The following is a 21789-nucleotide window of genomic DNA, read 5'->3' as shown; positions in this document are numbered from 1 at the left end:
TATATCCGCAAAACAAATTTAATGAAAGTAATATTATACCTTTTTCTACCCATGAAAAGAAGTTAATGACTATTTTTTTTTATATTCTAAAAATATTTTTCGACAAAAAACGCAAATATCCGCGTATGTGGATAACCTTATACACATTATACCCTTTGTTATAATAAACATCTTTATACTTACAAACAACTTAACCACAGGTTATCCACGGAAGATTGTGGATAAGAGAACAGTTGTTCTAAATGTTTATTTTTGTTAAAGTTAGGTTACTAGATAATATATTAACTAACGTTTAACAAAGTTTACAAAAAATGGATTGGAGGTGGGTTCTGACATGCGCAAACTGTCAGATGAATTGTTGATTGAGTCATATCATAAAGCGAGGGAGCTGGATTTAAGCCCCGAATTTATACGTCTCATTGAAACAGAAATTCACCGACGTTCATTAAGTATTAAAATGAAAGTATCCTCTTAAAACCCGCTGATCAGCGGGTTTTTTTTCATACATATAATTATTAATCCATGAATTCTCCAATTAGCTCTCCCATTTTAACATGATAAGGTGCTGTTATGTTTTCTTTCATTTTTAAAGCATCCTTTTCAAAAAGAAGAACGACAGTTGATCCGAAGGAAAAATAAGCAATTTCCTCTCCCGCACTTACCATTTCATGGTCGTGACTTAAAATAATAGAATTGATGAACATGGCACCTACCTTAACAACCGCTACATGCTGCCCACTTGCTGTTCTTACTTCAGAAATCGTCCGGTAGTTTTTGGAAAGCGGGCTTTTCCCGTACTTTAAACCATATTTATTGACTGGATAAGATTTTCCACCAAGTGTCCACTGCTTCCTTATTTCTCCGGCAATAGGACTATGAATGCGATGGTAATCCTTTGGACTCAAGTAGAATATCAAGTATGTACCACCCTCATATTGCCCTATCGTATCCTGAGTTCCCAACATCTCCTCAATAGAGTAAGTTTTCCCTTTGACTATTATCGTTTTGTCTTTTTTAATTGTGCCGATATCTTCTATAACAGCATCAACAGGACTAATCACACCATTGCTTGTATGCTGTATTTCTCTTGCTCCAGATTTTAGCTTTCTGACAAAAAAATCATGCAGGCTGGAAAAATTGCCCGCCTTTTTTTCTGCTTCCTCTAAATTAATTTCATACACCTTGGAAAAGGAGGGAATAATCATAGTACTGAAATTTGAATTAGCAAATTTTTTTATTAGTAAAGAACTCCACTTGCTGTTAGTCAGTTCTATCAAAAAACGGTAAAAAAATTGTTTCAACTAAGAATCCTCCAGTAAATTGTAAATTTTTCTTTACGAACAATCATATATTACATTAAAATTATATATTATTATATAATAAAAAAGTTTGTATGAAGAAATTTCATACGGGGAGTGAATGGGATGTTTCTACATGAAGTGCTAGAACAAACCGCTAAAAAGCTAAAAGCTCAAATTGCCAACTTCCTTACACTGACCAATTTAGGCCTTGGAGGATTTTCCATTATTTATAGCCTTAAGGGCCACATTCAGCTCAGCCTTTTATTAATATTTATTGCTGCACTTGCTGATAGGTTGGACGGGATGGCAGCACGCAAGTTCAACATTGAATCAGAGTTAGGCAAACAACTGGACTCTATGAGCGACATTATATCCTTTGGAGTGGCTCCGGCCCTGTTGCTTTACCAGGCAGTTTTATTTGAATTCAGTACAGTAGGCTCTTTCTTTACCGTCTTATATATTTGCTGCGGGGCATTTCGTCTGGCGAGATTTAACATTACAGAAAACAGCGGCTTTTTCACTGGCCTTCCTATAACTGCAGCAGGGTGTATTATTACTTTCTGCACATTAGGAGCCAGCTTTATTGCGCCACATCTGTACTTGTTTCTTCTTTTAATCCTATCTGTCCTGATGATAGGCAATTTCAAGTGGAAAAAAATATAAGAAATGGATGCCTAAAAGGCATCCATTTCTTCGTTTAATTACTTTGTTAATGCTAAAAACTCTTCTACATCATCTATACATACCTTAATAGCACTTTCCCAGAAGGCGTCATCTGTCAAATCTACATCAAGATGTTTTTTCGCCAGCTCTTCAACAGACATGCTGGCAGTGTCTTTTAAGAGGGAAATATATTTGTCTTCATAACCTTGGCCTTCTTGAATGGCCTTTGCATAAATGCCAAGAGAAAATAAGTATCCAAATGTATATGGAAAATTATAAAAAGGCACACCTGTAATATAAAAATGCAGCTTTGATCCCCAGAAGGACGGATGATATTCTGCTAACGCATCACCAAAAGCCTCTTGTTGAGCTGCAACCATCAGCTCATTCAATCTCTCTTTACTAACAAGACCTTTGCGTCTTTCCTCATAGAAGCTTGTTTCAAAAATAAACCGGGCATGAATATTCATTAACAGAGCAACTGAACGCTGAATTTTATCCTCTAACAAAACGAGTTTCTCTTCCTCAGAGGAAGCGTTTTTCACTGCAGCATCTGCAACAATCATCTCTGCAAGTGTGGAAGCTGTTTCAGCGACATTCATCGCATAATTACGGTTAAGTGTATGCATGTCTTTCATTGCATAAGTATGGAAGCCGTGACCAAGCTCATGTGCCAATGTCGATACATTGGACGGCGTTCCTGAATAGGTCATAAAAATCCTTGATTGAGCACTTTCAGGAAAATAAGTGTGAAAGCCTCCTGGTCTTTTCCCATGTCTATCTTCAGCCTCAATCCAGTTGTTTTCAAATGCCGTTTTAGCAAAGGACGTCATTTCCTCCCCGAATTTCGCAAAATGATCAAGAATGAATTCTGCGCCCTCCTGATAAGTCATTTTTGTTTCAGTTTTCCCAATTGGCGCATCAACATCAAACCAGCTCAGCTTATCTACCCCAAGTAATTTTGCTTTTCTGTTCAAGAACTCCACAAGCGGCTTTTTATTATTACTGATTACCCGCCACATCGCCGTAAGTGTCTTTTCGTCCATCCTATTGTATTCAAGCGGCTCTTTCAGCACATTATCCCAATTTCTCATCTCATATGTATTTAACCGAAAACCAGCAAGATGATTTAACGTCTTAGATAATAATGCACCCTTTTCATTCCATGCCTTTTCCCATTCCACAAAGACCTTTTGGCGAACTTCACGATTTGGATGTGAGAACTTATTGGCAGCTTGCCCAACAGACAAATAGCTCACATGACCATTTTCCTCAAACGGAATTTGCATGCTGCCAACAATTGTATCGTACATTTGGCCCCAGCCATGATACCCGTCAACACTCAGCTTGTTAATCAGCATTTCTTCTTTTTCAGACAGCCTTTGAACTGCATTCGTTCGTCTCTCTGTCAGAACAAACGATAGTTCATGAAGCTTTTCATCCTCAAGAAGCAGCTTCCATTGGTCATTTTCATATTGAGATAATTTCCCATCAAAGATCGTCAATCCATTTTGAAAGCCTGCACTCAACTCTGTTACTTTCCCTCTTAGAGCATCTGCCTCCTTATCATCCATGTTTTGTGCCTGTAAACAGCTGACAAATGCACCTGCCTGGCGGATTTTTTGCACAGTGCCTTCAAACATATCGATTAAATGTCGAACTGTTTTCCGGTCAGAGATGCCGTCTGCAGGAGCATACTCCTTAACCGTGTTGGTGAACTCTTCAATTTTAGTTCCTGTCTCCTCAAGATGCTTGGTGAATTCTGGTGAACTGCTTCCTCCAGGGAAAAAAACATCTAAATCCCAAACATCTGCATACATTTTGTTTGTCAAAATGATACCACTCCTTTTTTGTTTCTTATATTATTATAGTTTTATTGTGGAAAAATTTCTATTTATCAAAATAAAAGGATATAAAAATGACAATCTGCCTCTAAACCTAAAAAAAATCATTTGCCAAAAGTGATAGGCAAATGATTACGATATATGTTAATAATAAAAACAGTTGCTGAATGCCCAAATACCCCAAAACAGGATGATAATGATGAAAAGAACAATCAATAAAGCATACCACGCCCCGTAGCCTTGCTGTTGCCCATAGCCATATCCATAACCTTGCGGATATCCTCCTGCTAAAAAAGGATTTCCTGGCACCGATTGGTATGGATAACCAAATGCCGTCATAACAAAACCTCCCCTCCCTTATAACCTATTCTGCAATTGCCATAGTTGGTTAGGCAGGGGTCCTGCTTATAGGTGATTTTCTTTTGACATCCATTTACTAAAAATAACCCGAACTCTATTCGAAAATAAGTTCGGGTTTAACTTAAATTATCCTATTTCTCTTGAACGTTAGGATTCTGACAATACAATTGTAGAGTAACCTTCTTCTTTAGCTCTGTCTTCCATTGCTTCTGCATTTGTGCGGTTTGCAAATGCGCCGATTTGGACTTTATAGAGGTTATCTCTTAACAACACTGCTGCATCAAGACCATCACGTCTTGCCTGTGCTGCAAGACTGTCTGCATTTGCTTTATTTCTAAAAGCACCTATTTGCACTTTATAAAGTGTATCATTTTCAGTTGTTTCTCTTTTTTTCAAATTGAAAGCATCTGCTATGCCTTCTGCATGTCCTCTAGCTAATGTGGAAAGGAAAGAAGCGTTTTTTAGTTTATTTGCATCAGATGCGGTATCAATAAATCCGTTTTCAGTCAAAATAGCTGGCATAGTCGTTTCTCTTACAACATGGAAGTTCGCCTGTTTTTTACCACGGTCGCCCCAATTAGTAAGATTGATTACTCGATTATGAACCGCTGTTTGATAGGTTGTTGTTGGTGCGCCTGTTCCAGTGTACACATAGCTTTCAAACCCTGTTCCACCACCTGCATTAACGTGGATTGATACAAAATAGTCTGCTCCCCAGCTGTTTGCAGCATTTGACCTTTGTGAAAGGCTTACTGTTTCATCAGAGGTTCTGCTCATCCTAACTGTTACACCTTCATATTCACTGACAAGCATATCCCTGACCATTGTCCCAATGCGTAATGTAATATCCTTCTCTCGAATCCCATTCCCGACTGCTCCTGGATCAGAGCCGCCATGGCCTGGATCAATAAATATTTTTGCCATTATTTTCACCACCTTGCTAATATTATAGTAAGGTGGTGAAAAAGCGCTTGTACGAATATCTCAATTTGAAGATATTTAAAGCTCTAATATATGTTCTTTTTCTTGTCCATCCGGAAAATAGACGGCCTCTCTTATATTGCCATCGTTTCCTTTATAATACATGGATTTTCTTTGTATGATGCTGCCATCATTCGAAAAGCTAATAAAGATAATTCTCTCCACTAAATCATCGCTAATGCTGCTTATATCAACAGCGTCAGATTGTTCAAAAAAGCTGTAATTGGCAACCGTGCATATGTCAAAGCGCCACACTTTTGTGCCGCTCATCTCGTCCGTTATTTCCTTATGCTTCGTTCCAAGCACTGCATCCACTTCCTCTTTATCCTTGAGGCTTTTTATTGCCGCCTTCCATTCTGAATCACTTCGTTCACATGTTTTGTCATCATTTGCTCGTGCTCGGTCATATTCCTGATGTGAAGGCCAAACAAGAGCAGTAACGAACACGGATAAAAAAAGCAGCTGTTTCAATAGCATTTGACTTTCATCCTCCTACCGGCTTATCATGCATATTCACTCTATATCGTTATATATATTTCATTCACATTACTAATATTATATTTTATTTACAAATAGCGAACTTTTTTTATTATGTGCGGAACCGTAAATGAGGGCATGTACTTTTTTATGAATATGTTACTTCCAAGCATAAAATGATAATATTTTCCTTTTTATCATTCTATCCAACTATTCCTTTAAGATTGCCGAATAAGTAGGCTGGACATGCATATTATGTAGGGAAGGAGGAGAGAGAATGAAGAAACGCCTTGCTTTACTATTCGTGATTGTTTTGCTAGCATTTATTGCCTATGTGGAGACACCAACTGCGAAAATAAATGAAGACTATGTTTATTATTATGGTGAAACAACGGAAAGCGAGCCGGCAAGCACATCTGAGGAAGTGTACGGAGCGCCAGAATTAGAATATAAATTAGAAGATACGACGGTTGAGGATGGATTCGTATTGGAAACTTACAGAGAATATGAAATATACAAAAATCGCGCAGGCGAAGTCGTCAAAAATGTTCCTACCTCTAACCGGGAATATTTACGATATAAACAATAATAAAAACTGCTGTTATGACAAAGAGGGCTGCACAACACAGCCCTTTTCCTTGTTAAAGCTAATCCTGCCCCTTTTTCCGTTTTTCCTTTTCTGCTCTGTAAAATTCATGAAACATTTTCATCAGTGCTCTTTTTTCAATACGAGAAACATAGCTTCTTGAAATGCCAAGTTCTTTTGCGATTTCTCTTTGAGTCTTCTCTTTTTTCAAATCAAGCCCAAACCTGCCGACAATAACTTCCTTTTCTCGTTCATCTAATACATCGATATATTCCTTCACTTTTTCCAGCTCCATATTTAACTGAATCGTATTGACTACATCCTCTGATTCTGACTTCAGGACATCAATAAGGCTGATTTCATTACCTTCTTTATCCTGCCCGATAGGGTCATGTAGGGAGACATCTTTTTTGGTTTTTTTCAATGCCCTTAAATGCATAAGTATTTCATTCTCAATACATCTTGCGGCGTATGTGGCAAGCTTCGTTCCTTTACCTTCTGAGAAGCTTTCTATTCCTTTAATCAAACCAATTGTTCCGATAGATATTAAATCCTCCGAGTCCTCGCCAGTGTTTTCGAATTTCTTCACAATATGTGCAACAAGGCGTAAATTATGTTCTATCAGCATATTTCGCGCATGTGAATCTCCTTCTGCCATCAGCCTTAAATACTTTTTTTCATCTGATGCAGATAACGGCTGGGGAAACGCATTATTTTTTACATAAGAAACAAGAAACAACAGTTCTTTTACTAAAAGCCCGAGTGAATAAATAATCCCAGACATTGTTCCACCTCCACTTTAGCCTATACTTCATTACTATGTGAAGGTGTAGGATGTCTTGCATGTCCTTTCTCGAATAATAATAGGAAAATATCGTTTAATTACGTTTACAGTTAAAATTCAATGGGTATAGGGGACACGCGGTTAAAACGGAGAAAACAGGAATAACAGTATTCTCCTTTATGAAAAAAGACATATTAAGAAAGGTTTTTCCTTCCCTTGTATGTAAAATAGGAATAAAATGGGCTTATGCCACATCATTAGCAATAATTGGACAATTTTTCGATAGGAGAGGTACAGATGGACACAAAATATTTAGACCTGCTAACAGAAAAATACACAAGTGAAGAAAAGGTTGTAACCGAAATAATTAACTTAGATGCCATTTTAAACCTGCCAAAAGGAACGGAGCATTTTGTCAGTGATTTACACGGGGAATTCCATGCCTTTCAGCATGTTCTTCGAAATGGATCTGGGAATGTTAAGGAAAAGATCAAAGAGCTGTTCCATGAGGAGCTTTCCAAAAAAGAGATGGACGAGTTTGCAACACTTGTTTATTACCCAGAAGAAAAGCTGCAGCTTGTGATCAACACATTCGAAAATGACCAATTATTGTATAAATGGTATGCGAATACAATCGAGAAAATGATCCGGTTAGTTTCCTATGCTTCCTCCAAATATACTCGCTCAAAAGTGCGTAAGGAACTGCCTAAACAATTTGTCTATATTATTGAAGAGCTGCTGTATAAAAAGGACGAGCTAGACAACAAAAAAGATTACTATTCAAAAATCCTGCAACGAATCATTTCCCTTGGTCAAGCAAGCAAACTAATTACCGGGTTGGCTTACACGATTCAAAGACTTGTCGTCGACCATTTACATGTAGTCGGCGATATTTATGACAGGGGGCCACATCCTGATAAAATCATGGAAACATTGATGGACTACCATTCTGTCGACATTCAATGGGGAAATCATGATGTATTGTGGATTGGTGCATACGCTGGCTCTAAGGTGTGCCTTGCAAATATCATCCGTATTTGCGCCCGTTACGATAACCTCGACATCATTGAAGATGCATATGGAATTAATTTACGGCCATTATTGAATCTAGCAGAAAAATACTATGATGATAACTCTGCATTTCGCCCAAAGCTAAATGCTAAAAGAGAGGAAATTGGTGAGGAGAACATCCTGCAAATCACTAAAATCCATCAGGCAATCAGCATGATTCAATTCAAGCTTGAACAGCCTATTATTAAAAGAAGACCTGATTTCAACATGGAGCATCGCCTTATTCTCGATAAAATTGATTTTGATTCTAATACTATTCTCTTGCACGGAAACACCTATCAGCTTGAAAATACCTGCTTCTCAACGCTTGATCCAAATGATCCAGCGAAGCTTTTGCCTGAAGAGGAACAAGTTTTGGAAAAGCTGCTTTTCTCTATCCAGCATTCAGAAAAGCTGGCACGACATATGACCTTTTTAATGAAAAAAGGCAATCTTTATTTAAAATACAATGGCAATTTGCTTATCCACGGATGTATTCCATTAAACCAGGATGGCAGTATGAAAACAATGGAGCTGAACGGCAAGAACTACAGTGGCAAAAAGCTGCTTGACGTTTTTGAGCAATATTTACGGGAAAGTTTTTCTCGTCCAGAAATAACCGATGACCTTGCAACAGATATGATTTGGTATTTATGGACTGGAGAGAACTCTTCTCTATTTGGCAAAAAGGACATGACTACATTTGAACGTTATTTTATTAAGGACAAAGCAATACATAAGGAGCACAAAAATCCTTATTATAAATTAAGGGAAGAAGAAGAAACTTGTCGATCAATCCTACAGGAATTTGATATGAATCCTGATCACGGTCATATTATCAACGGACACACGCCTGTAGAAGAAATTAATGGAGAAAATCCGATTAAGGCGAACGGCAAAATGATTGTTATTGACGGTGGCTTCTCAAAGGCTTATCAGTCGAAAACTGGCATTGCGGGCTATACGCTTCTCTATAACTCATACGGAATGCAGCTTGTAGCCCATAAACGCTTTATTAGCAAAGAGGATGTTCTTCAAACAGGAACAGATGTCTTATCTGTCAAAAGAGTCGTTGATCGTGAACTGCAACGAAAAAGAGTAATGGAAACAAACATCGGCGAAAAATTGCTAGAACAAAGAGATGATTTGCAGCATCTTCTTGAATACAAATATAAAGTGAGATAATTAGGAGCTCATGCATCAAACGATGCATGAGCTTTTTTCATTACCGAGACATTGTTTTCCTAATTGTCTCCACCCACCATTTGCATTCAACTGACAGCAGCAATATAAACATATGCATAGCATTCTCACTAGCCCTTCATTTCGTTAGGTGGAATCCTTCTCCACCCACAGGATTGATTGACGTCTTTGCAAAATGATAATCATGATTCTTCACACCTTTCTTTTTATTTTTTACTGGCAGATTACAGTAAACGCTGATGCGTGATTTGCCTGTTTTTATGCTCATCCATTAATTTTTCAATTCTTTGCTGATGTAAATATTCTTTTGTGCTGGTTTTTCGTTTACGGATAATAACTGTAAAGAACAGTAGATTCAGTGTCATATATTTCACCCCCTTTTTTCGTAAAAACATACTCCTCTTAAAACGTATTTCTTGTAAAGTCTCCTAAGCTTACTTGCTTATGTTTACTTTCTTCGATTATTTGTTCCGTAAGCTGATCATGCATGAATTGCTCATACGTTTGTTGCTTCCTTTTAATCGTTATGGTCATAAATAGAATATTAAGCGTCATTATATCACCTCCTTTCATCATCTATTACCAATTATTAACTAAAATGGGATATTTTAATTAAAAAGGCACAAAAAAACCGCAGGTCGAAAGCCCCTGCGATATATTTCTTCTAAAAGAAGACATATAAAAACCGCAGGACACGACTCGCCTGCGGTTGAATAGGTAATTTTAGAAAAACTAGAATTTCCATTCCTCAGCGGTTGAATTCGTGCATAATCCATATAATGTTGTCATATTGCTCACTGATTGCATTAATACGTTTTTCATAACATTCAACCTCCTTTAGAATTAGTTTTTACATTGGCAATTATATCCTCCATTTCCATTTTTGTAAACCACTTTTTTTCAAAATAGATATTTTACTTATTTTTTTAAAATGTGGTTTACGTTAAGTAAGAAAAGGGCATAAAAAAAGAGAATGAATAATTCATTCTCTTTAATTTATCAATATATGAATTTACATATCGTCATCTGTCATGTCGCTGATCATTTTTCTGAACTTCTTCACTTTTGCAAAAAAGAAAATGGATGCTGATAAAGTAACTGCTGATGTAATTGTCATAGCTTCATCATGCCATTTAACTTGATGCACAGCTGGTATAATGACTCCTAAATAAAAAAAGACCCCAACAGCCAACAAAACAATCGCAAATCGTTTGTAATCCGCTAATCTCCCCGACAAGTCCTTCAACGTCTTTTCCAAGCTATCCCTGCTTTCTACTTTTCTATAACTCTACTTTACCATAAGCTTAGCTAACTTTTCTTTAGCAATTGATAGCATGTCAGGAAAATACTAGAAACAATATAACCTAAAACATCTTAAACAGTTTTGTTAATAAGCAATAAATGGCTGCTTCTCAATCTCGCTTCTTGAGTTAGAATAACTTCTTAGGCTTTGCAGCTCTTTCTTCTCTGCACTTGTATTGAGCGCACTTAGCCATTTCACTAAGGTTTTTTATCACAATTGATTTGGTAACCAGAAAAAAAGACCCCTGACTACCACAAAATTATGCTTTCGTGGTAGTCAGGGGTTTATCTTTGTCTTATGTTAACGCCTGTTCTAAGTCCTCCAATAAGTCCTCGATATCTTCAAGTCCAACGGAAATGCGGACAAGGCCGTCGGTAATACCAAGCTCTGCTCTTCTTTCCTGTGGTATGGATGCATGTGTCATTTTTGCAGGTACGGATATTAAGCTTTCGACTGCGCCAAGACTTTCTGCTAAAGTAAAATACTTCAATTTGCTGAGAAGCTTATCAGCATTTGCTTCACTGCCGACATCAAAGCTGATCATGCCGCCGAATCCAAGTGCTTGCTTTTTGCTGATTTCATGATTTGGATGTGATTCAAGCCCAGGATAATAAACCTTTGATACTGCTGGGTGCTTTTCTAAAAAAGCAACAATCTCTTTTGCGCTTTTTTCGTGCTCTTCCATTCTGATTCCTAAAGTCTTCATTCCACGAATCAACAACCAAGAATCTTGCGGTCCAAGCACTCCTCCTGTTGAGTTTTGGATAAAATGCAGATCTTCGCCTAATTTTTCATTTTTCACTGCTACAAGCCCTGATACGACATCACTATGTCCGCCTAAATATTTTGTGGCACTATGCAGGACAATATCAGCACCGAGTGTTAATGGCGTTTGCCAATATGGTGTGGAGAACGTATTGTCCACAATCGTTAACAGGCCTAGTTCCTTGGCTGCAAAGGATGCTGCTGAAATATCTGTAATTTTCAACAGCGGGTTTGTCGGTGTTTCAATATAAAGGGCAACCGTATTTTCCTGAACTGCTTCTTTTATATTGTCAATATCGCTTGTATCTATAAAAGTTGCTTCAATTCCAAATTTATTAAGCACCTTTGTTATGACACGGAATGTTCCTCCGTAAACATCATCTGTTATTAACAGGTGATCACCTTGTTTAAACAGCATGATAACAGCTGTAATGGCTGCCATTCCAGAGCTAAAGGCAAATCCTCTTGTGCCATGCTCTAAATCCTTTATAAGCTCCTCTAGTGCGTGACGAGTAGGGTTTCCTGTTCGAGAATATTCAAAGCCTTGATGATTTCCAATTCCATCCTGTTTATAAGTACTAACCTGATAAATTGGGACATTGACAGCACCTGTATGTGGGTCTCCAGGTATTCCACCATGGATAAGTCTCGTTTTACGTTTCATTTATATTCCTCCTTCAAATATCTTCTTGCTTATATACCGGTCGCTGCTGTCTGGAAACACAACGACAATATTTGTTCCTGGTGTAGCAGCTTCTGCCTCCAATAAGGCAGCATGCAAGGCGGCCCCTGAGGAACTGCCCACTAACAAGCCTTCTTTTATAGCCGCATCCTTTACCTTTTGAAAGGCATCTGCATCACTTACTGTATGAACTGCATCAAAATATGCAGTGTCCATATAGCTAGGCAGAAATTCCATTCCAATACCCTCTGTTTTATGTGACCCAGCATCTCCGCCATTCAGGATAGATCCTTCTGGCTCTACGATAACTGTTTTTATTGTGCTTTTTTGGTCTTTTAAGTATCTGGCTGTTCCCATAAAGGTACCACCAGTACCAGCACCAGCAACAAAAATATCTATCTCTCCATCAAGCTGCTCCCAAATTTCCGGTCCTAGTGTTTTGTAATAAGTATCTGGATTTGCTGGATTTTCAAATTGACCTGGCAGGAAGGAGCCTGGAATGCTTTTTTGCAGTTCTTTTGCCTTTGCAATTGCTCCAGCCATGCCCTTAAGCGTTGGCGTATGAATAATTTCCGCACCTAAAGCCTTCATAATTTGCTGTTTCTCGATGCTGAACTTTTCGGGCACACACACAATTACGTTCACATCTTGATTTAATGCAGCGAGAGCCAGACCTATTCCTGTGTTTCCTGCAGTAGGTTCAATGATTGTTCCACCTTTTGTCAGCTTTCCACTCTCAATAGCATCCTTGATTAATTCAAGCCCAAGTCTATCTTTTATGCTTCCGCCCGGATTATAAAACTCTAGCTTCGCAAATATACGAACATGATTCGGCAAAAGAAAATGGGTTATTTCAACCATTGGCGTATTGCCAATAAGTTGATGCACATTGTTGTAAACTCTCATCATCATTTCCCTCCTTCTATTTATCATTGCCTGTTTTACACTTAATTCCGTTTGCAAAATATGCCGATTACTATATTACCAATATCCCCATTTGAATAGTCAGATTTAATTATTAACAAAGAGGGAAGTCTTTAAAAAGTCTTCCCCCACCTATTTACTTCATTTTCTTAACAATTCCAACTACTAAGTTCGCTGAATGAACTGCTGCCTTCTCCAAGTATTGATCAAAAGATAGATGCGACTCTTTGCCCGCAATATCAGACAAGGAACGGATAATCACAAATGGAATTTCATGCTTATATGCAACTTGTGCTATTGCGGCAGCTTCCATTTCAACTGCTTGAAGCCCAGTGAATTTTGATTTAATAAAGTCCGCTCTCGCAGGGTCGTTAATAAAGGAATCTCCTGTTGTGATAAGCCCTCTAACAACGGCATATTCGCCAATTTCCTTGGCGCTTTCCTCTGCTATATGAATTAAACTACTATCTGCTGCAAAGCTTGCAGGCATTTGTGGCACTTGACCATATTCATAGCCGAAGATAGTAGCATCTACATCATGATGTCTTACTTCACTTGAAATGACAACATCGCCAACATTCAAGTCAGGATTTAATCCACCTGCTGATCCTGTATTAATTAGATAATCCGGTTTGTAAGCCTGCATTAGAATCGTTGTGCTCATTGCAGCATTGACCTTGCCAATGCCTGAACGCAGCAGAACTACTTCCTTGCCAGCCAAACTACCTTCAATAAATTGAAAACCAGCGATTGTCTGCTCCTTTTTATTCTCCATTTGTTCCCTTAGTATAGAAACTTCTTCTTCCATTGCTCCGATAATTGCTATTCTCAATTTACTTCCCTCTTTCTTACTGCACTTTTATTCCTTCCATGATCCAGACAAACTCATTTAAACGAGTAAATGTGGCCGTGAAGTCATTTTCCTCTAACATCCCCTTAAGCTTCGGGATGGTGGAATAATATTCACGTGCTAAGTCTGCTGCAAGGTTATGAAATCCGCTTTGTGAAGCGGCTGCTTTTGCTTTTTCATATTCTTCTTCGGAACGAAACATTGTATCCGCAAAAACTATTTTACCAGATGACGACAGTAAATTACTATAAAGAGTAATGGCTTCTGCTTTTTCTTTATCTGTTAAATGATGAAAAGCATACGTACTGACAAAAACATCTGGTTTTTTCTCTATAGTAAAGGAAAGAAAGTCCCCATCCTTCACGACTGCTTTCCCGTTGAGCTTTTCGTCCGCTAATTTTCGCATCGCAGGGGAAGGTTCTATTCCTGTCACAGACAATCCTTGCTCTAACAGCTTTGCAGTAAGATTTCCTGTTCCTGGTCCAAATTCAACAACTTCACCGAAAGCTCTATTTGCAACACTTTCTAATATTTGCTCATAGCCGCGAAACACTTCTTTGTATTCAATATCATTTGTTAAGCTAACATCGTAAGTGTCCGCCCATTTTTCAAAAATTTCAATGAATTCCTTTCCCATTTCTCATTCCCCTTTCATAGCAAACAATTCCCATAAATATACTATGAATTGGACGAGAGTCAGGTTCATCATTTACCAAAGACTCCACGCACTTTTATGTAAATATGCTTTTATCAGCGTTCTCCTTGTTTTACACTATTTATGCTAAAATACATACAGAGATCCTAAGAGAGGAAGTACCATATGAATTTTCAGCTTGATATTATCCAAGACAAAGTCGAGTTTTTTGAAGGAGAAAGCCTAAAAACGATTGAAAAAAGAATTTCTGAGCAAATCGAAATAAACAAAGGTATTCTGCTTTCTGTGCATTCTGTCAATCATCAGACAACACTTCAAGAAAACGGCAGACCGTACCATACGGTTATGGTCCATTTTAAAATAAAAAAATAAGAACACAATGAGGGCGGCATATGAATAATCATATACCGCCTCGATTGATTTAACGGATATTCAAGTCTTTAATTTCTTCTACCTTAGTTGGCTTCCAGCCGCTGCCGTCTACCCATTCAATATATACACGATATTTTTGACTTTTATCTTTTGTTGATACAGTGCCGATTGATTTATTAGGGTCGTGATTGTTATTGCCTAAGAACCAGACAGTCATATTGCTTTCGTCAATTCCTGTTCCATATGCAAGTGCTTTTACCTGCTCATTCCAATCAACGCCTTCTGAGTAGGTAGCAGTATGTTCACCAGTTTGCGCTGTGCCAACAGACTCCCATGATGAATTTTCAATCGTTTTAATAACGTTTGAATCACTGCCTCCATCTGTAATGACTTCATCCCCGTCTTTTTGCTCTGTCGAATCTTCATCTGTGCTGTCCGTGTCAGAGGCTTTGTCATCGTCCGTTTTTGCAGCATTATCCTCACTCGCAGCAGTCTCTTCCGTTTTAGCTGCGTTTGTGTTATTTTGCTGTTCTGCATTGTTGTCATCTTTTGTCTTGAAAATAGAATATGAGACAAAAACAATTAATGCTATGACAAGAATGATCAAGCCATTAAGAATAATATTCGTCTTTTTCCTCTTTGATCGATTTTCCGATCTGCTTCGAACATTATCGTTAGTGTCTGTGCTCAAAACTGTTTCTCCTCCCTATATCCAAACATTTGTATTATGTTTCTTTATTATCACCATTATTTTTTAACCAGTTAAGGCTGTACATATTCTATCATGACTTTTGCTGAGTGAAAAGGAAAATGGGTATTTCACTACTCCTGCTTGTTTTCATTATGATCATGGTCATACACCATTTTAACCATATCTGCAAACAGCGGATTGACTCCTCCTTCATCAGCAAATACTTCAAGATTAACGGCTACAAGGGCATACTTCGGATTATCATACGGAAAATAACCTGCAAACCACTTATTATGAAGCTGCTCTTTTCCTTTGTATATGCCAGTTTCTGCTGTTCCAGATTTTCCAGCCACTTCATATGGCAAGTTCTGAAACCATCTGCCAGTGCCTTCTTTATTCTCGACAACTTCTCTTAGAAGCTTTTGAAGCCGCTCTGCTGTATATGGTTTAATCGTGTCCCCAGCCAGTTGTTTTTGCTCAAATGTAAGCAATGTGCTGCCATTTTTATATTCTATTTCTGAAGCGACTCTAACTGCCTGCTTTTCCCCGCCTCTCGCGATTGTCGCCATCATATTCGCAACAGCGAGAGGGGTAACTCTCACTTCGTTTTGACCGATGCCTGTTAATGCAACATAATTCTTATCCTTTCTTGCTTCTTCTGATAAAAACACTCGGCCCTTTTCCTCATCCTGTATTTGCTTGAAATCGCTCGAATGAAAAATAGATCCTTGCCAGCCAACAGTTGCCGTTAAAGATAGTTTATCGGCATAATCCTCCAGCATATGCTCATCGATGATTTGCAGATCCTTTGCAATCGTCGCAAATGTATTATTACAGCTGACAGCAAAGCTATCTGTAAAGTTAAGCATGCCATGCTGATAAACTGGATCTGGATCTCCGTTTATTTTCTGACTGCAATTGTAAACAGCATCATTATTATCCAATTTATTATCAATTGCCGCTGCAGCAACAACTGTCTTAAATACAGAGCCGACAATTTGCTGCTTTAGCATAAAGTTATTAATTCCGTCTGTTTCATAAGGACTGCTTGAGTTTATATTTGGACGTGATACCATGGCAGCGACGGTATTTGTCTCCATATCTAAGAGCACAAGTCCGCCTTTTTTAATTCCATGCTTGTCCGCTAATTGTTCTGCATTTTCTTGTAGCTCTTTATCAATGGTTGTTTTAATATTCACTGGATAAAAAGGATTTCCCGGCTCCACATATTTGACATTTATGCCAAACAAAGGACCACCTGTTGCATCAACATGATAAACAAGCTTTGATTCACCATCTGGGAGGAGAAATTCATCGAAGCTTTTCTCTAGTCCAGTCAGACCCATTAATGTATCGTAGGACAGCTTTTTATCAGGATATCTGGCGGCAAGCTGTTCCTCATTTTGTCCTGTAATCCCTATGAGCTGTTCTGCTAAATCGTTTTGGACCCTGTATTTTTTATTTACGGCAAACACACCGGGAATTTTAAGACTATTAATGTCCGTCATTTGTTCTGCAGACAATTCAAGAGGCTTGCTTCCCCCAAGCACAACCGGCTCTTTTGCCTCTGCGATTGTTTTCGTTAAAGTATATTCTGTTGTGCCAATAATATCCGCAATTTTTTTGCTATCCCACTCCATGTTTTTTAGGAACGGAAATAGAATCAAAACAGTTTTTGTTTGTTGTGTTAGCGACTCCCCATCTCTGTCTAAAAAACCGCCTCTGCCGTTATCCAATACCATTTCTTGTGATCGTTGCTTGACACTTGCTTCAACTAGGTTAATATTATGCTTTGTAAAATGTTCTGTTTCAATAAGCTGAATTTGAACTAGTCTTGCCAGCAGCACGCCAAGCATGCATATAAAAAACACTCCGATAAAAATTGCCCTGTTTCTCCACATAAATAAACACCTCATCAAAAGTGTTGACGAGGTGTAAGAATTTCAAACAATCTGTTTGAATTTGTTATTTAATTGTAACGATTTCTACGTTCATTTCTCCGCCTGGTGTTTGAACAACCACTTTATCGCCGACCTTCTTGCCAATAAGGCTCTTTGCAATCGGTGAATCATTGGAGATTTTCCCTTCAAACGGGTCTGCCTCAGCGCTACCTACGATTGTGTACGTTTCTTCGTCACCATCTGGAAGCTCGATGAATGTAACAGAGCTGCCAAGTGAAACAGTGTCACGATCAAGCTCATCCTCAGAAATGATTTTTGCATTGCGGATCATGTTTTCAAGCGTTGTGATGCGCCCTTCCACAAAAGCTTGTTCTTCCTTCGCTGAATCATACTCTGAATTCTCTGATAAGTCTCCAAAGCTACGAGCTATTTTTATACGTTCAACTACTTCTTTACGTTTTACCGTCTTTAATTGTTCAAGTTCTTGTTCTAACTTCTCTTTACCAGCAACTGTCATTGGAAATTCTTTTTCGATAGCCAAAAATGTTCACTCCTTAAAGTATCCAGCACAATCTATATAAGTTGATTGTTGGTTTTATATGTATTAAATATTGCAGTTTGTAAACTCAAGCTTAATTACTAATAGGATGAGTTTAATACGTAATCCGAAAAAAAGAAAGCATTTTCTTTCAGAAAAAGAATAATTATTCCCTAAAATGAATTATTTTAGGGAAATAATTCTTTTAAAAATCCCATTACAAAAGGGTTTAAAAGGTTATATCCAAGTTTTTGAATACAAGCTGCTTTTTATTCTTTTTTTCCAGTTTATTCTTTGAATTTATTTATAACAAAGACTTCTGTTCAAGGATTGTCTGTATTTTCGTTACCATTAAATCAATGGCAACATGATTTTGCCCGCCTTCAGGGATGATGATATCTGCATAGCGTTTTGTCGGTTCAATGAATTGATTATGCATTGGTCTGACAACACTAACATACTGATCAATAACAGAGTCCATTGTTCTGCCTCTGTCTTGAATATCTCTTACTAGTCTTCTAATAATGCGTAGATCAGCATCCGTATCAACATACAGCTTCATATCCATTAAATTGCGTAATCTTTCATCCTCAAGAATCAAAATACCTTCGACAATAATAACATCTCTTGGTTCGACAACAATCGTCTCATCTGATCTAGTATGCATTGCATAATTATAGACAGGCTTTTCGATTTTTTCATATTGAAGCAATGTTTGAATATGTTCGATTAATAAGTCTGTGTCGAATGCAAGCGGGTGGTCATAATTTGTTTCTAATCTTTCTTCGAATGGAAGATGTGATTGATCTTTATAATAATAATCCTGTTCTATCATCAGGATGGAATGTCCTTGAAAATGCTCAAAAATAGCCTTGGTCACGCTTGTTTTTCCTGATCCGGAGCCACCTGCGACACCAATTACAACTGGTTTGCGCTGCATGCTTTAGAGCTCCTTTCTCATCATGTTATTTGGAAATACAGGGTGATCCACTTTAAATTTAACTATTTGTAGCGGATGGCGAGCTGCTTCAAGCACATTGCCTTTTTCATCCCATATTGTCTCAACAACTGTCGTAAAATTAGTTATTTCTGGACCGAAGAACTCTACTTCCTGTCCTGGTTTAAAGAAGTTACGCTGCTGAAGCGTCACTATCTTTTCTTCCTTGTCATAGTCAAGAACAAGACCAGCGAAATCAAAGCTTGTCTTTTTGCTATGATTACCAAACATTTGCTCTTTATACCCTGGCTGTCCTTCAAAAAAGGCTGGAGCTGTCTCTCTGTTTGCACATTTATCAAGTTCCTTTAACCATTCTGGGTCAATTACGAAATTATCAGGATCAGCACAATATGCATCTATCACTTTACGGTATACGCTGACAACAGTTGCCACGTAGTGAATGGATTTCATTCGTCCTTCAACCTTCAAGCTGTCAATGCCTATTTCAATCATGCGAGGAATCGATTCAATCAGCTTTAAATCTTTCGGACTCATAGCAAAAGGTGCATCTTCTTCAGAGAAAAGCGGGTTTTCTTGCTCGCCCTCCAGTCTGTATAGATCATAATCCCAGCGGCATGATTGGCAGCAACCACCTCTGTTAGAATCCCTTGCAGTCATATGATTGCTTAAAGTACATCTTCCAGAATACGCGATACACATTGCGCCATGTATAAATGTCTCAATTTCAATATCGACTTTTTCTTTCATTTCCTCAATTTCTTCAGCACTAGTTTCACGGGCAAGAACAACTCGTTCTAAGCCCTCCTCTTTCCAATACTGTACTGCTTTCCAGTTAGACAGAGATTGCTGTGTGCTTAAGTGAACCTCTATTTCAGGTGCAACTCTGCGGCATGTTTCAATAATCAATGGATCAGCCACGATAATGCCATGAATTCCTGCTTCCTTAAGTCCAAGCAGGTAGTCTTCCAATCCATCGATATTTTCATTATGAGCAAAAATATTTGTTGTTACATAAATTTTTGCATTATAGCCTTTTGCGAATTCCACTCCCTCTTTCATTTCTTCAAAAGTGAAGTTTCCAGCGTTTGAGCGGAGTCCGTATTCCTGTCCCCCGATAAAAACCGCATCAGCACCATAAGCAACAGCTATCTTCAGCTTTTCAAGATTACCTGCAGGTGCTAAAAGCTCCGGTTTTTTGACAATGATTCTTTTACCATCTCGTATTTCAGAGATAGGTGTTTTCACTGCTGTCATCGTCTAAACTCCTCCTAATCGTTAATACACTGTTTCCTTAAAGAAAAATCCTGTGTCCAATTGTCTGTTTGCCGGCTGTATTTGTTCAATTTCCGCTAAAAGGCTGTCTTTCTCTTCCTCATATTGGTCCGGGTCATTTATATACATCATAATGGCACGATGATAAATGCTTGTCACCTTTTGAATATAAGCAGAATCTTTTAAAATTCCATCAATCTTGAAGGAGTCAATTCCTGCATCCATTAATTCCTGAAGCTCATCCACGATACAAATATCATTAGGACTCATAATATGTGTTCCGTTCTCGTCTTCAAAAATAGGATATTTGTTTTCTCTTTCTTTATCATGAAGGAAGTAATCTTTATCGCGCTGTCTATCAGCCATTTCTTCGTCTTTTCCTTGATGTTGGAAGTAATGTCCTAACAGAGTTCGTTTTGATTGGAACATCGTTGTCATTCCATGCACTTGCACTTCTATTTCAACTTCTGCATTTTCCTTCATTTCAATGATAGCATCCATGCTTAATTCCCTTGCTAGCACTGCACGCTTAGCGCCTTTTCTGCCCCAGTAATTACATGTATACCAGTTAGTTCCAGTCGTTTCCGTATTCCAATGCAATTTCATGTCAGGAGCAACTTCACGAGCCACCATAAGCACAGCCGGGTCACCAAATATAATGCCGTCTGCTGATACATCCTTTAAGAATGCAATATAGTCATAAAGCTCATCAATCTTGTCATTGTGAAAAACGCCGTTGATTGCCACGTAAACCTTTTTATCCTGTGAATGTGCAAGCTCAATCGCTTTTTTTACATCATCGCGTTTAAATTCTCCTGCTAAACGCAATCCAAATTTCTGTTCACCGACCACAAAGGCATCTGCTCCGCAATCAATCAATGGAATAATGTCTTCAACTGTAATTGGTGTAACAAGCAATTCAGGTTTTTTCATCTTTTATCCCCTCTTTTTACTAATCGCTAACCCGTCACCAACAGGCATGATCGCTGTATGGTAATCTGGGTGTTCCATTAGCCAAATATTAAATTCTTTTATCTTTCGGATAAGCTGTCTTAAATTCCGGCTTTCTAATTTCTCTTCGGCAACAAGCCCATGGAATAATATATTATCCGTAAATATCACACCGTTAGGAGAAAGCATTTTCGAATATATATCAAAGAATTTCCGATATTGGCTTTTGGCAGCGTCAATAAATAATACATCAAAAGGGCCATGCTCGCTCACTAGATGCTCTACTTCTAATGCATCACCTTTTATTAAGAAAACTTGTGAGCTCATGTTCATTGTCTCTACATTTGATAAAGCCTTATTGTGACGTTGCTCATCCCGCTCAACCGAAACTACCTTACATTCAGGCAAAGCTTCAGCCATACGCAGTGCAGAATAGCCAATTGCTGTCCCAATTTCAAGGATTTTTTTCGGTTGGTGCATCCTTAGCAGCTGAAGCAATGTTTCAATTCCCACAAGCTCCATAATCGGCACATCGTGCTCAATTGCATATTGTTCAATCTCTTTAAAGGCTTCACTTCTATCTGGAATTAAATTCTCGATATATTTCAGCACTTGCTCTTCATTCTGCAACAGAATTCACCTCTATTTACATTTGCCAGACAATAAATAATGATCTTT

Annotated in this window: 25 protein-coding genes; 5 read left to right on the top strand and 20 right to left on the bottom strand. The window is 38.1% G+C overall.

Going from position 1 to position 21789, the window contains the following annotated elements:
* Positions 1–334 precede the first annotated feature (334 nt).
* Positions 335–475 (top strand): sporulation histidine kinase inhibitor Sda, encoded by a 141-nt coding sequence (locus CEQ21_RS18830; protein WP_127737378.1) that lies wholly within the window; start codon positions 335–337, stop codon positions 473–475.
* Positions 476–515: 40 nt separating this feature from the next.
* Here CEQ21_RS18830 and CEQ21_RS18825 read toward each other — a convergent pair whose 3' ends face one another.
* Positions 516–1301 carry a phosphatidylserine decarboxylase gene (locus tag CEQ21_RS18825; protein WP_185765833.1) on the bottom strand — a complete coding sequence of 262 codons (786 nt, stop codon included), beginning with the start codon at positions 1299–1301 and terminating at the stop codon, positions 516–518.
* A 123-nt stretch (positions 1302–1424) separates the two neighbouring features.
* Between CEQ21_RS18825 and pssA the strand changes: the two genes are divergently transcribed.
* On the top strand, positions 1425–1964 hold the full coding sequence (gene pssA, locus CEQ21_RS18820) for a CDP-diacylglycerol--serine O-phosphatidyltransferase (protein ID WP_185765832.1): 540 nt from the start codon (positions 1425–1427) through the stop codon (positions 1962–1964).
* A gap of 38 nt (positions 1965–2002) precedes the next feature.
* On the opposite strand, the gene CEQ21_RS18815 is transcribed toward pssA, so the two are convergent.
* The 4 genes from CEQ21_RS18815 to CEQ21_RS18800 form a co-directional block, all read right to left on the bottom strand.
* Positions 2003–3796, bottom strand: coding sequence for a M3 family oligoendopeptidase (locus tag CEQ21_RS18815; protein WP_185765831.1), 1794 nt, complete (start codon positions 3794–3796; stop codon positions 2003–2005).
* Positions 3797–3952: 156 nt separating this feature from the next.
* On the bottom strand, positions 3953–4147 hold the full coding sequence (locus tag CEQ21_RS18810) for a hypothetical protein (protein ID WP_185765830.1): 195 nt from the start codon (positions 4145–4147) through the stop codon (positions 3953–3955).
* Between the two features lie 168 nt (positions 4148–4315).
* Positions 4316–5092 (bottom strand): N-acetylmuramoyl-L-alanine amidase, encoded by a 777-nt coding sequence (locus CEQ21_RS18805; protein WP_185765829.1) that lies wholly within the window; start codon positions 5090–5092, stop codon positions 4316–4318.
* Between the two features lie 75 nt (positions 5093–5167).
* Positions 5168–5626: a hypothetical protein gene (locus CEQ21_RS18800; RefSeq protein ID WP_185765828.1), complete on the bottom strand. Its 459-nt coding sequence runs from the start codon at positions 5624–5626 to the stop codon at positions 5168–5170.
* A 277-nt stretch (positions 5627–5903) separates the two neighbouring features.
* Between CEQ21_RS18800 and CEQ21_RS18795 the strand changes: the two genes are divergently transcribed.
* The gene (locus CEQ21_RS18795; protein WP_150908672.1) at positions 5904–6215 is read left to right on the top strand and encodes a hypothetical protein; all 312 of its coding nucleotides are present in this window, start codon (positions 5904–5906) and stop codon (positions 6213–6215) included.
* A 58-nt stretch (positions 6216–6273) separates the two neighbouring features.
* Here CEQ21_RS18795 and sigK read toward each other — a convergent pair whose 3' ends face one another.
* Positions 6274–6996, bottom strand: a complete 723-nt coding sequence (gene sigK / locus CEQ21_RS18790; RefSeq protein WP_185765827.1) for an RNA polymerase sporulation sigma factor SigK — start codon at positions 6994–6996, stop codon at positions 6274–6276.
* 297 nt (positions 6997–7293) lie between these two features.
* On the opposite strand from sigK, the gene CEQ21_RS18785 reads away from it, so the two are divergent.
* Positions 7294–9231: a fructose-1,6-bisphosphatase gene (locus CEQ21_RS18785; RefSeq protein ID WP_185765826.1), complete on the top strand. Its 1938-nt coding sequence runs from the start codon at positions 7294–7296 to the stop codon at positions 9229–9231.
* 242 nt (positions 9232–9473) lie between these two features.
* Here CEQ21_RS18785 and CEQ21_RS18780 read toward each other — a convergent pair whose 3' ends face one another.
* From CEQ21_RS18780 to CEQ21_RS18750, 7 genes are all read right to left on the bottom strand, one after another.
* The gene (locus CEQ21_RS18780) at positions 9474–9614 is read right to left on the bottom strand and encodes a YrzI family small protein (protein ID WP_185765825.1); all 141 of its coding nucleotides are present in this window, start codon (positions 9612–9614) and stop codon (positions 9474–9476) included.
* Between the two features lie 37 nt (positions 9615–9651).
* Entirely contained in the window at positions 9652–9804 is a 153-nt protein-coding gene (locus CEQ21_RS18775; RefSeq protein WP_185765824.1) for a YrzI family small protein, read from the bottom strand.
* A gap of 457 nt (positions 9805–10261) precedes the next feature.
* On the bottom strand, positions 10262–10507 hold the full coding sequence (locus tag CEQ21_RS18770) for a YrhC family protein (protein ID WP_185765823.1): 246 nt from the start codon (positions 10505–10507) through the stop codon (positions 10262–10264).
* A gap of 340 nt (positions 10508–10847) precedes the next feature.
* The gene (locus tag CEQ21_RS18765) at positions 10848–11981 is read right to left on the bottom strand and encodes a bifunctional cystathionine gamma-lyase/homocysteine desulfhydrase (RefSeq protein WP_185765822.1); all 1134 of its coding nucleotides are present in this window, start codon (positions 11979–11981) and stop codon (positions 10848–10850) included.
* Positions 11982–12905, bottom strand: a complete 924-nt coding sequence (locus CEQ21_RS18760; protein ID WP_185767330.1) for a PLP-dependent cysteine synthase family protein — start codon at positions 12903–12905, stop codon at positions 11982–11984. It lies immediately after the preceding gene.
* Between the two features lie 154 nt (positions 12906–13059).
* Positions 13060–13755 (bottom strand): 5'-methylthioadenosine/S-adenosylhomocysteine nucleosidase, encoded by a 696-nt coding sequence (gene mtnN / locus CEQ21_RS18755; RefSeq protein ID WP_185765821.1) that lies wholly within the window; start codon positions 13753–13755, stop codon positions 13060–13062.
* 16 nt (positions 13756–13771) lie between these two features.
* Positions 13772–14410, bottom strand: a complete 639-nt coding sequence (locus tag CEQ21_RS18750) for a class I SAM-dependent DNA methyltransferase (RefSeq protein WP_185765820.1) — start codon at positions 14408–14410, stop codon at positions 13772–13774.
* A 183-nt stretch (positions 14411–14593) separates the two neighbouring features.
* On the opposite strand from CEQ21_RS18750, the gene CEQ21_RS18745 reads away from it, so the two are divergent.
* Complete coding sequence (locus tag CEQ21_RS18745) at positions 14594–14800, top strand: DUF2536 family protein (RefSeq protein WP_127737363.1); 207 nt, start codon at positions 14594–14596, stop codon at positions 14798–14800.
* A gap of 49 nt (positions 14801–14849) precedes the next feature.
* Here CEQ21_RS18745 and CEQ21_RS18740 read toward each other — a convergent pair whose 3' ends face one another.
* The 7 genes from CEQ21_RS18740 to CEQ21_RS18710 form a co-directional block, all read right to left on the bottom strand.
* Positions 14850–15491 (bottom strand): YrrS family protein, encoded by a 642-nt coding sequence (locus CEQ21_RS18740; protein WP_185765819.1) that lies wholly within the window; start codon positions 15489–15491, stop codon positions 14850–14852.
* Between the two features lie 131 nt (positions 15492–15622).
* Positions 15623–17392, bottom strand: a complete 1770-nt coding sequence (locus CEQ21_RS18735) for a peptidoglycan D,D-transpeptidase FtsI family protein (RefSeq protein WP_185765818.1) — start codon at positions 17390–17392, stop codon at positions 15623–15625.
* Between the two features lie 64 nt (positions 17393–17456).
* Positions 17457–17933 carry a transcription elongation factor GreA gene (gene greA / locus CEQ21_RS18730; protein WP_185765817.1) on the bottom strand — a complete coding sequence of 159 codons (477 nt, stop codon included), beginning with the start codon at positions 17931–17933 and terminating at the stop codon, positions 17457–17459.
* Between the two features lie 301 nt (positions 17934–18234).
* Positions 18235–18870 (bottom strand): uridine kinase, encoded by a 636-nt coding sequence (gene udk / locus CEQ21_RS18725; protein WP_185765816.1) that lies wholly within the window; start codon positions 18868–18870, stop codon positions 18235–18237.
* 3 nt (positions 18871–18873) lie between these two features.
* Positions 18874–20142 carry a peptidase U32 family protein gene (locus tag CEQ21_RS18720; protein ID WP_185765815.1) on the bottom strand — a complete coding sequence of 423 codons (1269 nt, stop codon included), beginning with the start codon at positions 20140–20142 and terminating at the stop codon, positions 18874–18876.
* A gap of 21 nt (positions 20143–20163) precedes the next feature.
* Positions 20164–21093: a peptidase U32 family protein gene (locus tag CEQ21_RS18715; protein ID WP_185765814.1), complete on the bottom strand. Its 930-nt coding sequence runs from the start codon at positions 21091–21093 to the stop codon at positions 20164–20166.
* A gap of 3 nt (positions 21094–21096) precedes the next feature.
* Positions 21097–21741 (bottom strand): O-methyltransferase, encoded by a 645-nt coding sequence (locus tag CEQ21_RS18710; protein ID WP_328593485.1) that lies wholly within the window; start codon positions 21739–21741, stop codon positions 21097–21099.
* Positions 21742–21789: the final 48 nt, after the last annotated feature.

This window comes from Niallia circulans, assembly GCF_007273535.1.
GTDB lineage: Bacteria > Bacillota > Bacilli > Bacillales > Cytobacillaceae > Niallia > Niallia circulans_B.
This window is presented reverse-complemented; position numbering and strand designations above follow the sequence as displayed.

What these genes read in the sequence shown, in the direction of transcription:
- CEQ21_RS18785 (WP_185765826.1), top strand. Translation starts at nt 7,294, where the DNA reads ATGGACACAAAATATTTAGACCTGCTAACAGAAAAATACACAAGTGAA.
- CEQ21_RS18795 (WP_150908672.1), top strand. Translation starts at nt 5,904, where the DNA reads ATGAAGAAACGCCTTGCTTTACTATTCGTGATTGTTTTGCTAGCATTT.
- CEQ21_RS18720 (WP_185765815.1), bottom strand. Translation starts at nt 20,142, where the DNA reads ATGACAGCAGTGAAAACACCTATCTCTGAAATACGAGATGGTAAAAGA.
- udk (WP_185765816.1), bottom strand. Translation starts at nt 18,870, where the DNA reads ATGCAGCGCAAACCAGTTGTAATTGGTGTCGCAGGTGGCTCCGGATCA.
- CEQ21_RS18750 (WP_185765820.1), bottom strand. Translation starts at nt 14,410, where the DNA reads ATGGGAAAGGAATTCATTGAAATTTTTGAAAAATGGGCGGACACTTAC.
- CEQ21_RS18735 (WP_185765818.1), bottom strand. Translation starts at nt 17,392, where the DNA reads ATGTGGAGAAACAGGGCAATTTTTATCGGAGTGTTTTTTATATGCATG.
- sigK (WP_185765827.1), bottom strand. Translation starts at nt 6,996, where the DNA reads ATGTCTGGGATTATTTATTCACTCGGGCTTTTAGTAAAAGAACTGTTG.
- CEQ21_RS18760 (WP_185767330.1), bottom strand. Translation starts at nt 12,905, where the DNA reads ATGAGAGTTTACAACAATGTGCATCAACTTATTGGCAATACGCCAATG.
- CEQ21_RS18830 (WP_127737378.1), top strand. Translation starts at nt 335, where the DNA reads ATGCGCAAACTGTCAGATGAATTGTTGATTGAGTCATATCATAAAGCG.
- CEQ21_RS18780 (WP_185765825.1), bottom strand. Translation starts at nt 9,614, where the DNA reads ATGACACTGAATCTACTGTTCTTTACAGTTATTATCCGTAAACGAAAA.
- CEQ21_RS18715 (WP_185765814.1), bottom strand. Translation starts at nt 21,093, where the DNA reads ATGAAAAAACCTGAATTGCTTGTTACACCAATTACAGTTGAAGACATT.
- CEQ21_RS18810 (WP_185765830.1), bottom strand. Translation starts at nt 4,147, where the DNA reads ATGACGGCATTTGGTTATCCATACCAATCGGTGCCAGGAAATCCTTTT.
- pssA (WP_185765832.1), top strand. Translation starts at nt 1,425, where the DNA reads ATGTTTCTACATGAAGTGCTAGAACAAACCGCTAAAAAGCTAAAAGCT.
- CEQ21_RS18745 (WP_127737363.1), top strand. Translation starts at nt 14,594, where the DNA reads ATGAATTTTCAGCTTGATATTATCCAAGACAAAGTCGAGTTTTTTGAA.
- CEQ21_RS18805 (WP_185765829.1), bottom strand. Translation starts at nt 5,092, where the DNA reads ATGGCAAAAATATTTATTGATCCAGGCCATGGCGGCTCTGATCCAGGA.
- CEQ21_RS18765 (WP_185765822.1), bottom strand. Translation starts at nt 11,981, where the DNA reads ATGAAACGTAAAACGAGACTTATCCATGGTGGAATACCTGGAGACCCA.
- CEQ21_RS18775 (WP_185765824.1), bottom strand. Translation starts at nt 9,804, where the DNA reads ATGACGCTTAATATTCTATTTATGACCATAACGATTAAAAGGAAGCAA.
- CEQ21_RS18800 (WP_185765828.1), bottom strand. Translation starts at nt 5,626, where the DNA reads ATGCTATTGAAACAGCTGCTTTTTTTATCCGTGTTCGTTACTGCTCTT.